Source organism: Pseudoalteromonas sp. SR45-4, assembly GCF_014163535.1.
Lineage (GTDB): Bacteria > Pseudomonadota > Gammaproteobacteria > Enterobacterales > Alteromonadaceae > Pseudoalteromonas > Pseudoalteromonas nigrifaciens.
The window spans coordinates 14,882-29,987 of the sequence record NZ_JACJDO010000041.1; the positions used below are offsets into that span (position 1 = coordinate 14,882).

Genomic DNA, 15,106 nt, shown 5'->3' on the forward strand with positions numbered 1-15,106 from the left:
TTATGCTTTAATGAAACTAACTGCTTATAGCAATTGAATTTAAAGTTAATTATTTTAAGCGCTTAAGTTGAACGGATATCATTATTTTAAAGCGTTAAATAATTTATTAGCTAAACGCAGTTAATATGAACCTTACTAGACATCGCATGTCTTATTTATTTGCTACTTACCTTGGTATTAAGGATTTTAATGACACTCAAACATTTAGCCTTGGCATCTTTTACTATTTTGTCTTTAAGCGCGTGCCAAAGCACTTCAAAAGCTGAGTCAATGCCGATTGTTAATGTGCCTTTTACTGCGCCTCTCGCCTCTGATTTTAGAAGTGAAATTGCAATTGCACGTTATTCAGAGCTACTAAATAGAGTAGATCTAAGCCCTGAGCAACAAGCAAAACTTTATTATGATCGGGGTGTATTATTTGACAGTTTAGGCATGACCACGTTGTCGCGAATTGACTTTAATCGTGCTGTTAAATTAAAACCAGATTTAGCCGAGGTGTATAATTTTTTAGGTATTCAACATACCTTAATGCAGCAGTATGAAAAAGCCTATGAACTTTTTGATTCAGCCCTTGAGCTTAACGAAGAACATGAATATGCGTATTTAAATCGTGGTATTGCACTGTACTATGGCGACAGAGCAGAGCTTGCACAAAACGATTTTAATGAGTTTTTAGCGCGCTCTCCAAACGATCCTTACCGTGTGTTATGGCTTTTTTTAGCGCAAGCACAGGATGATAAAGTTAAAGCACTTAGTGTGCTTAAAACCAATGCTAAAGCACTTGATGAATCGCAATGGGCGTATCAGTTAATTGCGCTTTACCTGGGCGATATTAGCGAACATGATTTTTTATCTGTTATTAGTGATGGGGTTAAATCAGAGCAAGAATACGCACAGCGATTATGCGAGGCTTACTTTTATTTGGCAAAATCGCATCAAGCAGCAGGTAATATTAATTTAGCCGCTGATTATTTTAAGCTGGCACTGGCTACCAACGTGCATGAGTTTATTGAATATAAATATGCGCGATTAGAACTTGAGCTGATGACAGGTGTTGACGAAAGCTAAGCGTTATAAACTAGCGGTAGTATTACTATGTAGCCTATTAATTAGTGGCTCGAGTAATCATGCTAACAGTATTGGCTTTTGGCAAGTTTTAAATGCCAAGGCCAATATAATACAAAGTTATTGGCTATTTCCTGATTATTTTTCTCTGCATTTACAGCAACTCCCTGATATTGCGCTCGCTTCATTAGCGCGAAATAAAATACCTGCCGCGCAATATAGATATTCACTTAAATTATTAAAAAATAACCATACCGATACTGCAAAGTTATTTTGGCAAAAAAACACCCATACTATGAGTGAGTCAAAACGCCAAGCATTAGCGATGGAGTTATTAGCTCAATCTCAATGGGGCGATCTTAAATTATTGGCAAAGCAGGGGTTATTGCCTGAGGGAGATGCATTAAATCATCTTAAACTGCAAACAACTCAGCCTTATAGCAGCCTGCCCACAGCGTTTATGCAGCGCCTTGGTTTTTTATCATTGAGTTCAGAGGTTAAAGCGGATGAACAATGTTTGTTTAACGTGTTAATGATGAGCGATCACCGTAGCGGGTTATATAAGCTCGCTAAACTTATAAAGCAATACAATAAGCGCCCTGAGCCCAGTGCTGGGGTTTTTTGTTTATCGCAACCGATTTATGTTGGCGGTGCTATTAATTGTAGTAGTGCAGCAAATAAAATGGCGCAGTGCGATTGGCAAACCGCTAGGCTAAAAAAACAGCTTCCTACTGATTTTGACTTTATAGTAATGATGCCCAAGCAGGGAAGTGCAAATGTGCGCAGTGGCATTATGCAATTAAATTCAAAAGCAGGTTACCAAGTGTTTTTACATGAGTTAATGCACTTTAATGGTTTTGAGGATGAATACGCGCTACCAAAAACGAAGCAAGCTTGGCTGTGTGCACAAAGTGGTTTTGTGGCACCTAATTTGTTTTTAGCAAATAGCGAAGCTACCCCACCAGTAGGTTGGTATAAAAGCCAGAGCTGCCAGCAAGGGGCCGTGGCTTATAAGCCCAGTGAAGCTTGGTCTATTATGCAATATCAGCAGTTAGCTCTCTCAGCGCAATACAGAGCGTTGTGGCAAGCACACATAAATACCCATTTTACAGTGTTTCCTCGTTTTAACTCCTTCATGGAACGCTCAATAACGCCACGCTAAATTTTAAAGTCTTTGCTCTAAGGCGTATGAAAAGCGAACATAGTTGATATTGTTGCATTAATTTATATATAAATTTGCTTGATAATTATGCAGCTAGAGGCGCTTTCTATAGACAAAAACGGCGTTTATCAGTATAACTATACGTATTAATGCTGTTAAAAAAGCAGACCACAAAAGCTAATGCCCAAGTCACTTTGGTAATTAACTATAACGAATAGCGTATTGATAAATTTATGATTTTAAAAGGTCCTTTACTATGACTTTGCTCTGGATACCCCTGCTATCCTTAATTGGCAGTGTTATTTCTGCATTTACAGGCAAACTAACGCGAAACCAAGCGACAAGCTTAACTATGCTTGCACCATTAATCGCACTTTGCATAACTCTATATCATGCGCCTGCGGTACTTGCCGGTGAAACTATTCGCTTTAGTGCTGCTTGGATCCCAAGTTTAGGGCTCGATTTCTCCCTGCGCTTAGACGGTCTAAGTTTACTGTTTATATTTATGATTTTGGGCATAGGCTTATTGGTTATTTTATATTCTCGTTATTATTTAAGTAATAACGACTCAATGGCAAAGCTATATAGCTACTTAATGTTATTTATGACAGCAATGCTTGGCATTGTTATGTCTAATAATGTTATTCAGCTATGGGTGTTTTGGGAATTAACCAGTATAAGTTCGTTTTTATTAATTAGTTATTGGTGGCATAAGTCAGAGGCGCGCAAGGGCGCACGTATGGCGCTTACAGTTACCGGAGCCGGTGGTTTAGCGCTGCTTGGTGGGTTACTGATAATTGGCGACATTGTTGGCAGTTATAACCTAGACATAATTTTAGCCAGCAGAGCAATTATTCAATCGCACGATCTATATGAGCTTGCACTGGTTTTAGTGTTATTAGGTGCATTTACTAAATCGGCCCAATTTCCGTTTCATTTTTGGCTACCTCATGCCATGGCAGCGCCAACACCTGTGAGCGCCTATTTACATTCGGCGACCATGGTTAAAGCGGGTATCTTTTTGTTAGCGCGTTTTTATCCGGCCTTAGCGGGCACCGAAATGTGGTTTATATTAGTTGCCTTAACAGGTTTAATTACTTTGTTATTTGGCGCATACGTGGCTTTATTTAAGCATGATTTAAAAGGTTTATTAGCGTATTCAACTATAAGTCATTTAGGTTTAATTACGCTATTGCTTGGCCTAGATACCGAACTTGCTACTGTTGCCGCTATTTTTCATATTATTAATCACGCCACCTTTAAAGCGTCACTGTTTATGGCCACTGGTATTATTGACCATGAAACAGGTACGCGCGATATGCGTAAACTCAATGGTATGTGGCGCTTTATGCCCTACACAGCAACGCTTGCTATGGTTGCCGCTGCAGCAATGGCGGGTGTCCCTTTGCTTAATGGCTTTATTTCAAAAGAAATGTTTTTTGCCGAAACACTGCATCAGCAAGTACTTGGCTCTATGTCGTGGTTAATCCCGGTTTTAGCAACCATTGCGGGGGCATTTGCCGTGGCTTATTCGGCGCGCTTTATCCACGATGTATTTTTTAATGGCGACCCAATAGATTTACCGCGTACGCCACACGAGCCGCCTCGTTATATGCGCGTACCCATCGAAATATTAGTGGTGTTGTGTTTACTTGTTGGCATGTTTCCGCACTTTGTAGTTGATGGTATTTTATCGGCAGCCTCATTAGCAGTACTGGGCAAAGCAATGCCAGAGTATCAGCTGAGCATTTGGCATGGCTTTAATTTACCGTTATTAATGAGTGCCATGGCAGTTGCTGGCGGCTTATTTATTTATGTTAACCGTAAACACCTGTTTCAATTTCAAGCGTCGTTACCGCCGCTAAACGCTAAAAAAATGTTTGATCATTTAGTACAATGCGTTATTGATTGGAGCCAAGATAAAATAAACAAAACAGAAAATGGCTCACTGCAACGCTATGTATTTATTATGCTGGGCGTTATTTTATTAGCTGCTGGTTGGCCGTTATTCGAAATGCAAAAATTAGCGGGAAGTGTGCCAAATACACCGGTTGATTTACACAACGGCATAGGTGCTAGCTTGTTAATTGTAGGTGCCATTGCCACAGTGATAAGCCATAGATCGCGTATGGTCGCTTTGTTAATGGTATCTATTGTGGGATTAATGGTAGCTGTGGTGTTTACCCGCTTTTCGGCACCAGACTTAGCCTTAACGCAATTAACGGTAGAAGTGGCAACAATAATACTACTTATGTTGGCATTGTTTTTCTTACCGCAAAGCACCCCAAGAGAATCAAGCTCATTGCGTATATTACGTGATTTAAGTATTGCCTCGACAGTGGGCGTGGTTATAGCCAGTATTTGTTACGCTTTGCTTACTCGTCCGCTTGATTCTATTTCTGACTTTTTTATTGCCAATGCCAAAACCGGTGGTGGCGGTACCAATGTAGTTAACGTTATTTTAGTTGATTTTAGGGGCTTTGATACGCTTGGCGAAATTACTGTATTAGGTATTGCAGCACTAGGGATTTTTAAGCTTTTATCGCGAATTCCATTGTTTATGCCTGCAACCGACAGTGATGGCCGTTCATGGGCACGCGAGCGCCACCCTATTTTATTAGCCAGTATTTCGCAAAGCTTACTCCCGCTTGCACTGTTAGTGTCGGCGTATATTTTCTTACGTGGTCATAATTTACCTGGCGGCGGCTTCATTGCCGGGCTTGTTACTTCTATTGCCTTTATTTTGCAGTATATGGCACATGGCTCTACTTGGATCAGTGAGCGCTTTGATGTTAATTACCGAAAAATTATTGCCTCGGGTATCGCTATTGCTATGTTCACGGGTGTGGGTAGCTGGTTTTTTGATAAGCCATTTTTAACCACGTGGTTTGACTATTTTGACATTCCATTTATTGGTAAAACAGAGTTAGCAAGTGCCATTGTATTTGACCTTGGTGTGTACTTAACCGTAGTGGGTGCCACATTGATGATATTAGCAAGCTTAGGTGATATGACCACAAGTGCAGAGCAAAAAGAAGGTGATGTTTAATGGAGTTATTATACGCGTCGTGCGTGGGTGTATTAATTAGTTGCGGTGTGTTTTTACTGCTAAGAGCACGTACTTTTCCGGTTGTGCTTGGTCTAACTATGATTTCTTACGCAGTTAACTTGTTTTTATTTTCATCGGGTCGACTAACCACAAATAAAGCTGTTGTATTAGGTACAGGTGCAGATTACGCCGATCCACTGCCGCAAGCTTTAGTGTTAACAGCCATTGTAATTGGTTTTGCAATGACCGCCTTTGTGGTTATATTAGCAATACGTGGCCGTGCAGATTTAGGTAATGACCATGTTGATGGTCACCTTGTTAAAAGTAAGTACAAGGTGAAAAAATGATTCAGCATTTAACATCGCTTCCTGTATTGCTGCCTATGCTAGCAGCTATTATTTTACTATTACCACCGTGTGGTAAAAACTTATTTGCCCGTCGTTTGGCTTCAGGCGTAATGGCCATTATTACATTTGTAGTGAGTGTTTTATTACTGATAACCGTACACAACGAAGGTATTAACGTATACGCAATAGGTAACTGGTCAGCACCATTTGGTATTGTACTTGTTGCAGATATGCTCTCTAGCTTGTTGGTAACACTTACTTCATTTTTAGGCGTAATGGTTGTGCTGTACGGATGTGCAGGCGATGATGAACACGGCAGTTTTTTTCATCCACTAATTCACTTTTTAATTTTAGGTGTAAATGGTGCATTTTTAACTGGCGATTTATTTAACGTATTTGTATTTTTTGAAGTGCTGCTTATTGCCTCTTATGCCTTGCTTATGCACGGTGGTGGCAAGCAAAAAACTAAAGCTGCATTGCACTATGTTATTTTAAACTTAGTAGGTTCGAGTGCGTTTTTAATTGGTTTAGGTATTTTATACGGTGTACTAGGCACGCTAAATATTGCCGATATGGCGCAAAAAATATCTTTACTTACTGGCGACGATGTTTATTTAGCTAAAGCCGGTGGACTATTGTTATTAGTAGTATTTGCTTTAAAAAGTGCGTTGTTGCCACTACATTTATGGTTACCAAATACCTATTCAAGTGCCGCCCCAGTTGTTGCTGCGCTATTTGCGATTATGACCAAAGTTGGTGTGTACGCCATGCTACGCGTTTATACCGTTATGTTTGGTGAGCAAGCTGGCGAACTTGAACACATGGCGCAAACTTGGTTATGGGGCTTAGCAATTGCAACGATAGTTGTAGGGGCCATAGGGGTATTAGCCGCTCAGGATTTACGTAAGATCACTGCCAATTTAGTACTGGTGTCGGTGGGTACTTTGGTGGCTTTAGTGTCGTTACAAAACATAAACGCTACGGCGGCCTTGCTATATTATTTAGTACACTCAACTTTGGTATGTGCTGCTTTATTTTTACTCGCCGATATAATTTCTATTCAACGCGGTAAAGTTGGCGACAGATTGGTAGCAGGTAGAGTGGTAAAACAGCCGTTTTTATTAGGTACGTTATTTATTATTGCAGCATTAACTGTAATAGGCATGCCGCCATTTTCAGGCTTTGTAGGCAAAATTTGGATTTTAAAAACAACACTCAATAGTGAAAATGCACTTGTATTTTGGCCTGCTTACTTAATTACCAGTTTAGTGTTAATTATTGCACTAGCACGCGCCGGAACTAGTTTGTTTTGGGAAGGTAAGTACACAGGTAGTGAGCCAAATGACGCACCAAACGCGCATCCATTGCAAGTAATTGCTATTGTGGGGTTACTTATTTGCTCAGTAATGCTAGTTGTTTTTGGTGGTGCTATTAGTGAGTACACCATAAAGGCCGCAACCCAATTACACGACATAAGTGGTGGTATTAATGCCGTGCTTAAAGGAGGTGTTTAATGCGACTAAAAGCACGTTTTAGATTGTTACCTACGCCATTTCGTAGTGTATTTTTATTTATAGTATGGCTGTTATTAAATAATAGTGTGTCTGCAGGGCACTTGGTATTAGCGGCTATATTTGCGATTGTTATTCCGTTATTTACTATATCGTTTCGCGATCCTCAGCCATTAATTTTAAGGCCCGGATTAGCCTTTAAACAAGTTTTTATTGTACTGTACGATATAATAGTGGCCAACTTACAAGTGGCTGTATTAATACTTGGGCCAAGTAAAAACATGCGCCCAGCATTTGTTAAAGTACCCGTAGATTTAACCCATGAAATGCCGATTACTATTTTGGCAAGCTGCGTGTCACTCACACCTGGCACTGTGAGCGCTGAGGTATATCCTATTTTAGAATCACTTAATAAAGGTGAGCAACCAAAACAGCGTTATTTGCTTATTCATGTACTTGATCTTAAAGACGAGCAAGCACTTATTAAACAAATAAAAGAGCGTTATGAGGCTCCCTTAAAGGAGATATTTCAATGTTAGAAACCGTATTATTAATTGTATTTAGCATGATTGGATTAGCGCTACTATTAAATTTATGGCGTTTGGTAATTGGTCCATCGGTTCCCGATCGTATTTTAGCGCTCGATACTATGTATATAAACGTGATTGCGCTGATTATTTTATACAGTATAAGTATGAGCACGGGGTTGTACTTTGAAGCGGCTTTATTAATTGCAATGCTTGGCTTTATAAGCACAGTAGCATTATGTAAGTATTTACTTCGCGGCGATATAATCGAATAAGGTATAGCAATGATCAGTGAATGGATAGTATCAATATTATTATTACTAGGTGGCGTGTTTATTTTAATTGGCTCAATAGGCTTAGTTAAACTGCCTGATTTTTTTATGCGCTTACATGGCCCAACTAAAGCAACTACCCTAGGTATGGCGAACATTTTAACTGCCGCTATGGTGTACTTTGCAAATACCGAACATGGCGTGAGTGTTAAAGAAGTACTTATTACTATATTTTTATTAATTACCGCACCGATTAGTGGGTATATGTTAATTAAAGCAGCCATTCATCATAAGCTCAAACCAAAAGATGGCACCAAAGGGCTTGATAATATTGAAGATTAATATTATTTATAAATGCATTTAGCGTGTAACTACCCTAGATATATTTAACTACAATAAAGCCGGATAAAGTTAATTTATTCGGCTTTGTTGTTTTTAAAGTATTTAAGTTGACCTATGTGTGACACATAGGTTTACACTACAGGTATGAATTTAGCTTTAAACTATGAATTATCACGGAGGAGCTATGTACGTTAAACAACTTGCCAATAAAATGAGCGTTACACCCGACACTATTCGCCATTACACGCGAATGCAGTTGCTCAAACCAGTCCGTAGTGTAAGTAACGGTTATCAAGAATATACAAAAACTGATCAACAGCGTTTAAAGTTTATAATCAATGCTCGTCAGTTGGGCTTTTCTGTTAAAGATATTCAGCACATTATTACTGAGTCGGAGCAAGGAAACTGCCCATGCCCATTAACACGAAAACTAATAGTTAAACGCTTAGCCGAAACCGAAGCTCTTTTTCAAGAAACACTTAAGCTGCGCACACGAATGCAAGCGGCAGTTAAGCAGTGGCAAAGTTCTCCCGATGGCGCAACTAGCGCTGATATATGTAGTTTAATAGAGTCATTTGTTGACCCCATTAGCACTGAAAAAAATAACCCGGAGGCGTAATGAGTAATAATATTAACAGCAGCTCACAAAACTTTATTATTGAAGGGGCTAATTGTGGCAGCTGCGTAGCAAAAATAGAAAAAGCGCTAAAAACAGTATCGGGTGCACAGCGAGTAGAAATGAACTTTGCACAACGCACCGTACAAGTGGAAGGGCAAGCGGATGAAGCGGCGCTTATTGCAGCGGTAGAAAACATTGGCTATAAAGCAAAGCCCATGAGTAATGACTCAGAGCAAGATGCGCTCGATGAAAAAGCCAAAGCCGATGACGCGCATTATAAAAAATTAATGCGCAATATGATATTAGCGTTAGGCGTAGGTGCACCATTAATGCTTTATGGGCTTATTTTCGATATGAACGTAATAACCACGACTCAACGTATAGCTTGGTTTATTGTGGGTTTAGCCACGTTGGCAGTGATGGCCGTAGCCGGTAAGCAATTTTACAATGGCGCATGGCAAGCATTTAAAAACCATGCCGCCAATATGGATACGCTTATAGCGCTGGGAACCGGTACTGCTTGGTTATATTCTATGGTAGTCGTTATTACCCCTAACCTACTACCAGAGGTGGCAAGGCATGTGTACTTTGAAGCCTCAGCAATGATCATTGGTTTAATAAGCTTAGGCCTAGCATTAGAAGTAAAAGCACGCGGGCGCACCTCTGAGGCTATAAAGCGTTTAATAGGGCTGCAACCAAAAACAGCACGTGTTATTCGCGACGGGCAAGAGCGCGATATTGATATTAGCGACGTAGTAAAAAATGATCAGGTACGAGTGCGCCCAGGCGAAAAAATATCAGTAGATGGCGAAGTGCTTGAAGGCAGTAGTAGTGTTGACGAATCAATGCTAACGGGTGAACCTATGCCGGTTACTAAACAAATAGGCGATACGGTAGTCGCTGGTAGTATTAATAAAACCGGAACATTATTATTCAAAGCGACCCATATAGGCAGCGAAACAACACTCGCCAATATTATTAATATGGTAAAGCGGGCACAAAACTCAAAGCCGTCAATTGGTCGTTTAGCAGATGTTATTTCGGGTATTTTTGTTCCCACGGTAATGATAATAGCAATACTTGCTGGGCTTGCCTGGTTAAACTTTGGCCCTGAGCCAGCAATTGCTTATGCGGTAGTTGCTGTCACTACAGTGCTTATTATTGCTTGTCCGTGTGCGCTTGGTTTAGCAACGCCAATGTCGGTAATGGTGGGCATAGGTAAAGCTGCTGAGTCGGGAATACTGATCCGCAACGGTGAGGCACTACAAGTAACTTCTAAAATTACCACCATGATTTTAGATAAAACTGGCACCATTACCCAAGGATCGCCAACGGTAACCGATGTTATTACCTTTAATAACAGCGATGAAAACACAGTAATGCAGCACGTTGCTAGCCTAGAGAGTAGTTCAGAGCATCCATTAGCCGAGGCCATAATAAGTTATGCTAAAGCGCTAAACTTAACGCTGAGTAAAGTAACTGACTTTGATGCACTTACCGGTAAAGGAGTAATAGGGACACTTGATGGACAAACGCTGTTGTTTGGTAATAAGGCCTTAATGGATAAATACCATGTTGCAATTGACGATGCGTACGAGCAGGCACAAACATTGGCAAGTGAAGCAAAAACCCCAATGTATTTTGCAGTTAATCAACAGCTACAGGCTATTATTGCTGTAGCAGATCCTATTAAAGCAGACTCAGCTGCAGCAATTAAGCGGTTGCAAAATAAAGGCATTCACTTAGTCATGCTCACAGGTGATAACCAAGCAACAGCGCAAGCAGTTGCTAAAAAAGTAGGAATAAAGGACTTTATTGCAGAAGTACTCCCTGACGACAAAGTAAATGAAGTTATAAAACGCCAAGCAAAGGGCGAAATAGTGGGTATGACGGGCGATGGCATTAACGATGCACCGGCACTAGCACAAGCCGATGTTGGCTTTGCGATTGGCACAGGCACTGATATAGCCATAGAAAGTGGCGACATAACCCTAATGCGCGGATCGTTACACGGCCTTGCAGATGCAATTGCAGTAAGTAGCGCGACCATTTTAAATATTAAGCAAAATCTATTTGGTGCCTTTATTTATAATGTGGCGGGTATTCCAATTGCTGCTGGGTTGTTATATCCATTTTTTGGATTATTGCTTAACCCAGTAGTAGCAGGGGCTGCTATGGCACTATCATCGCTAACGGTTGTTAGTAACGCCAATAGATTACGCTTTTTTAAACCAGCAAAATCATAAGCCAAAGCCTTTAATTTAGGAGTAATAATTATGTTGATGATTAATATATTAGGCGCATTACTCATAATTGCGATTGTGTACTGGTTTTGGCTTTTTAAGCCAAAGCAAGTGCAAAGTAACGACAATAAGGTAGTTATAGTGGTTGATAACGGTATATACCAGCCGGCGCAAATTAAAGTTGTTGCAGGTAAAGAGTTAACACTTAACTTCGATCGCCAAGATAGTGCACCATGTAGCGAAACAGTCATATTTCCACAGCTTGATATAAGTAAAACCCTCGTAATGGGCGATGCTAATACCTTAAAAATACCCGAGCTTAAAGTAGGTGAGTACGACTTTCACTGCCAAATGCAAATGTATAAAGGTAAGCTAATAGTGCAGTAATAGTTGAGCTAAACGTATTGTTAGCGCGTATTGGCTTATCATATTTACAGCTTGGTTGGACTTTGCAATTTTATGAATAAACTAAACCCTAAAAAGCTACTTAATAGTAAGTGGACTGCAGTACCTGCAATCAATAAAGAAAAACACTTTATTATTATAGAGGTTGAGTACGATGAGGATAGCAACGTGATTGCGTGCGTTACTGAGGCAATAATTTCAAAAAGCCAATACCCAATTAGTTGGCGAGATTTAAAAAACGCACAAAATTGGTTACAAGGCTGGAAATAACAACTAATTCCACTTCTCGTAAAAATAATAAAGCCGCTGCATTAAGATTATGTAGCGGTTTTTTGTTTCAATTCACTGTTAATCACATCCTAATGTGCACTGCATTCGCCAAATGGCGACAAAAAGTATCATTTACTTTAAAACACTTCATAAATGCTGAATTAATAAAATTAATTATAAAAAGCTATTAAATTTCAATGCCTTATTGTTTGTTTTTTATTTAATAATTTATAAAAAGTAAATTGTTCATGGTGGGTTTATTACAAAATCAACTTAAAGCAGCCAGTAGTGGCTTATTTGCGCTGTGTTGTGTCTTTTTTATTAAAGTTAACCTTATGATTTTTAAGCTTTAATTATTTAACATCAAACAACTGTTGCTAAAAAGCAACAAAAAATCATTATAAAACACCCTTAAACGGCTTAAATAAGTATAAGTAACTGTTTTTATTGTGATTTAAAAACATGGCACCGAAGTTGTAATACCTAAGCTGTATTGAGCAAAACAAGATTAAAGTTAAACAGCTTAAATCATAACCCAATGAAGGAATTACATTATGAAAACATTTAAATCAACACTGGTACTAATGGCTTTAGCTTCTTCATCAGCGGCTTTTGCAGCAACAGATTTTGACACACTCGATGTAGATGGTAATGGTGCAATTAGCCAAGCAGAAGCGTCGGTAGATGCAGAGCTTATGAGTAAATTTACTGAGCTTGATACTGACCAAAATGGTGAGTTATCTAAAGAAGAATTTTCTAAGGCATAAGCCTCAAGCCCTACAACACAATTAATATTCTGAGTTGCCAAAGACAACCTAAATAGGCAAGGGAGCCTTTGATAAAGAATAATAAGGAAATTCAAGTGTTCATGGGAAAGTTAATACATTTATATTACATAGACTTGAAGGATTAAATTATGAAAAAGTTACAATCAACACTGGTTTTAATGGCATTAGCGTCTTCATCTGCAGTATTTGCAGGCACCGACTTTGAAACACTTGATGTAGATAGCAGTGGCACAATTAGCCAAGCCGAAGCGTCGGTTGCCGCTGAGTTAATGGAGCAATTTGCAGAGCTTGACGTTGATGGCAACGGTGAGCTTTCTAAAGAAGAATTTGCTGAGTATTAATTTTCAGCACATTAATTTACAGAATATGGATTTTTGAAAAGGATTTTCACTTTATTATTTTTTATTAAACAGGCTTTAAGCTTAAGGATAACACAATGAAAACATTACATAAGACATTAGCACTAATCGCACTAGCATCATCTTCAGCGGCATTTGCAGCAGTAGACTTCGACTCATTTGATACAGATGGCGACGGCGTTATTAGCCAAACAGAAGCGCAGGCAAACCCGCAGCTTGCACAAATATTTGATGAATTAGATGCAGATGGTAATGGTGAACTTTCTAAAGAAGAGTTTGCAGCAGTTCAATAATGCTACCCATTTCTAACTAAATAATGATAATACGTACTAAAAAGCAGCCAATTGGCTGCTTTTTTATGTGTGTTTAAAACGCAATTGCTAGCGCTTATCTTGCTCACGTTTTGTTTTAAAGTCAGACTCTGCTTTCCACTTTGGCCAATCGTTGCTGTTAGCCAGCTGTGTGGCTATATTAATGATCAGTTGGCTATCTTGCTCTACACCACCAAGCGACCAGTCGGTAGAGTAATCATCGGCTTCTTTGTGGTACTTATGAGTAATGTAATCAGGGTCGGTATCACCAAGGCTCATAAATAATAAACTGGGCACACCTTGCTTAGAAAGCGAAAAGTGATCAGAGCGAAAAAATAAACCATTTTGCGGGCGAGGATCCATTTTTACCGTTCGACCTTGTGCCTTAGCGGCCTTAGCTAAGTAATCTTCCATTTCAGAAAGCCCTTTACCATACTGTAAAACATAGTCAGTAGCGTCAAGTACGTTCATGCCATCAATATTTAATAAGCCAACCATTTGTTTAGTTGGGATCACCGCACCAGATGCAAATTCTTCTGAGCCAATTAGGCCAGTTTCTTCTGCGGTAAAATTGGCAAAAATGATCGAGCGTTTAAATGGCGTTTGTTGATGTATTTTACTCATTACTCTGGCAATTTCGAGCGTGGCGGCTGTACCTGATGCGTTATCTACCGCACCATTATAAATTTTAGGCCCGCTATCTGTTTGTTTAGTGCCAAAGTGATCCCAATGCGCACTAATTACAACGTATTCGTCTGGCAGCTCGCTACCGGTAAGTTGTGCTACTACGTTATGCGATTTTGCATGCGATACTTCATTTTTAAAAGCCAGGTTGGCTTTTACATTAAGCGGCAGCGCTTTAAAGTCAGCATTTAAAGCCTGTTGTTTTAATTGCTGATAGTTAAGGTTTGCAGCATTAAATAAGCGCTCGGTAGCCTCAAGGTGTAACCATCCCATAACGGGAAGTTTTGAGGTGTTGTTGGTGTCATCAATTAGCGTATATTTAGTACCCGTATTTGAGCTCTCTACCACGCTCCACGGGTAAGCTGCTGGTGCAGTTTCGTGCACTATAAGAACGGCAGCAGCACCTTGACGAGCCGCTTCTTCATACTTGTAAGTCCAACGACCGTAGTAGGTCATAGCATTACCGGTAAACAGGCTGTCGTCTTGAGTTGCAAAGCCAGGATCGTTAACTAACACCACCACGGTTTTGCCTGTTACATCAAGATTTTTATAATCGTTCCAGTTATATTCTGGTGCATTAATACCATAGCCTACATATACCACGTCAGAATTACGCACATCAATAACGCTTTGTAGCTGCTCGGTACGGGCAGTAAAGTCTTTACCTGCACTAAAAGTGAGCTCACCAATAGTTAATTGCATATTTTGATCAGCAGTTACTTTTGCCATTTTCACCGGTTGTAAGTACTTATCGTTATAAGCACCGCTTAAACCAAACGCTTGGTATTGCTTAGTTAAATAACCAATCGTTTTTACTTCACCGGCTGTAAGGGGGCCACGACCTTCAAATTCGTCTGAGGCGAGTGTTTTAATGTGCTGCTTAATATTATTAATACTAAGTGCTTGGGAATTCTCAAGTTTAGTTGTGTCTGCAGCTTGCTCTGAGCAACCTATGAGCGTTAGAAATAAAAAAAGGCTGGTTGTTTTTATAATTGTCATAATAACTGAGGGTAGGTAATACATAGCTCGACTATATACAGCGAACTTTAAAGTGTCTATACAGGATATAATTTTATAGACTTAAGTTTTAGCTGTTGCACAATATTGAACTTAGAACTTAGAACTTAGAACTTAGAACTTAGAACTTAGAAC

16 protein-coding genes are annotated in these 15,106 nt (G+C 39.5%); 15 read left to right on the top strand and 1 reads right to left on the bottom strand.

The features are described from left to right. Nucleotides 1-189 precede the first annotated feature (189 nt). The 15 genes from nlpI to H5058_RS15085 all read left to right on the top strand — a co-directional run bounded on the left by nlpI (nucleotide 190) and on the right by H5058_RS15085 (nucleotide 13,252). The gene (gene nlpI / locus H5058_RS15015; RefSeq protein ID WP_011327691.1) at nucleotides 190-1,068 is read left to right on the top strand and encodes a lipoprotein NlpI; all 879 of its coding nucleotides are present in this window, start codon (nucleotides 190-192) and stop codon (nucleotides 1,066-1,068) included. Next, complete coding sequence (locus H5058_RS15020) at nucleotides 1,052-2,227, top strand: hypothetical protein (protein WP_086998332.1); 1,176 nt, start codon at nucleotides 1,052-1,054, stop codon at nucleotides 2,225-2,227. Before nlpI ends, H5058_RS15020 begins: the two co-directional genes overlap by 17 nt. Nucleotides 2,228-2,483: 256 nt before the next feature. Continuing rightward, nucleotides 2,484-5,276 carry a monovalent cation/H+ antiporter subunit A gene (locus H5058_RS15025; RefSeq protein ID WP_011327693.1) on the top strand — a complete coding sequence of 931 codons (2,793 nt, stop codon included), beginning with the start codon at nucleotides 2,484-2,486 and terminating at the stop codon, nucleotides 5,274-5,276. Beyond that, on the top strand, nucleotides 5,276-5,623 hold the full coding sequence (locus H5058_RS15030) for a Na+/H+ antiporter subunit C (protein WP_011327694.1): 348 nt from the start codon (nucleotides 5,276-5,278) through the stop codon (nucleotides 5,621-5,623). Before H5058_RS15025 ends, H5058_RS15030 begins: the two co-directional genes overlap by 1 nt. After that, nucleotides 5,620-7,137 (top strand): monovalent cation/H+ antiporter subunit D, encoded by a 1,518-nt coding sequence (locus H5058_RS15035; RefSeq protein WP_011327695.1) that lies wholly within the window; start codon nucleotides 5,620-5,622, stop codon nucleotides 7,135-7,137. Before H5058_RS15030 ends, H5058_RS15035 begins: the two co-directional genes overlap by 4 nt. After that, a complete protein-coding gene (locus H5058_RS15040; protein WP_011327696.1) occupies nucleotides 7,137-7,673 on the top strand; it encodes a Na+/H+ antiporter subunit E in 537 nt (178 codons plus the stop codon). The genes H5058_RS15035 and H5058_RS15040 overlap by 1 nt, the downstream gene beginning before the upstream one ends. Continuing rightward, entirely contained in the window at nucleotides 7,667-7,936 is a 270-nt protein-coding gene (locus H5058_RS15045; protein ID WP_011327697.1) for a K+/H+ antiporter subunit F, read from the top strand. The genes H5058_RS15040 and H5058_RS15045 overlap by 7 nt, the downstream gene beginning before the upstream one ends. A 9-nt stretch (nucleotides 7,937-7,945) precedes the next feature. Beyond that, nucleotides 7,946-8,275: a Na+/H+ antiporter subunit G gene (locus H5058_RS15050; RefSeq protein WP_011327698.1), complete on the top strand. Its 330-nt coding sequence runs from the start codon at nucleotides 7,946-7,948 to the stop codon at nucleotides 8,273-8,275. A gap of 184 nt (nucleotides 8,276-8,459) precedes the next feature. Then, nucleotides 8,460-8,894, top strand: coding sequence for a MerR family transcriptional regulator (locus H5058_RS15055; RefSeq protein WP_011327699.1), 435 nt, complete (start codon nucleotides 8,460-8,462; stop codon nucleotides 8,892-8,894). Then, nucleotides 8,894-11,140: a heavy metal translocating P-type ATPase gene (locus H5058_RS15060; RefSeq protein ID WP_089367963.1), complete on the top strand. Its 2,247-nt coding sequence runs from the start codon at nucleotides 8,894-8,896 to the stop codon at nucleotides 11,138-11,140. Before H5058_RS15055 ends, H5058_RS15060 begins: the two co-directional genes overlap by 1 nt. Before the next feature lie 30 nt (nucleotides 11,141-11,170). Next, nucleotides 11,171-11,524, top strand: a complete 354-nt coding sequence (locus tag H5058_RS15065; RefSeq protein ID WP_011327701.1) for a cupredoxin domain-containing protein — start codon at nucleotides 11,171-11,173, stop codon at nucleotides 11,522-11,524. 72 nt (nucleotides 11,525-11,596) lie between these two features. Further along, nucleotides 11,597-11,812, top strand: a complete 216-nt coding sequence (locus tag H5058_RS15070; protein WP_011327702.1) for a TIGR02450 family Trp-rich protein — start codon at nucleotides 11,597-11,599, stop codon at nucleotides 11,810-11,812. 554 nt (nucleotides 11,813-12,366) lie between these two features. After that, nucleotides 12,367-12,579, top strand: a complete 213-nt coding sequence (locus H5058_RS15075; protein WP_011327703.1) for an EF-hand domain-containing protein — start codon at nucleotides 12,367-12,369, stop codon at nucleotides 12,577-12,579. A 149-nt stretch (nucleotides 12,580-12,728) separates the two neighbouring features. Beyond that, a complete protein-coding gene (locus H5058_RS15080) occupies nucleotides 12,729-12,941 on the top strand; it encodes a calmodulin (RefSeq protein ID WP_011327704.1) in 213 nt (70 codons plus the stop codon). A 95-nt stretch (nucleotides 12,942-13,036) separates the two neighbouring features. After that, nucleotides 13,037-13,252 carry an EF-hand domain-containing protein gene (locus tag H5058_RS15085; RefSeq protein WP_011327705.1) on the top strand — a complete coding sequence of 72 codons (216 nt, stop codon included), beginning with the start codon at nucleotides 13,037-13,039 and terminating at the stop codon, nucleotides 13,250-13,252. Between the two features lie 87 nt (nucleotides 13,253-13,339). Here the strand turns inward: H5058_RS15085 and H5058_RS15090 are convergent, their stop codons facing one another. Next, on the bottom strand, nucleotides 13,340-14,953 hold the full coding sequence (locus H5058_RS15090) for a M28 family metallopeptidase (RefSeq protein ID WP_089367964.1): 1,614 nt from the start codon (nucleotides 14,951-14,953) through the stop codon (nucleotides 13,340-13,342). Between the last annotated feature and the right edge of the window lie 153 nt (nucleotides 14,954-15,106).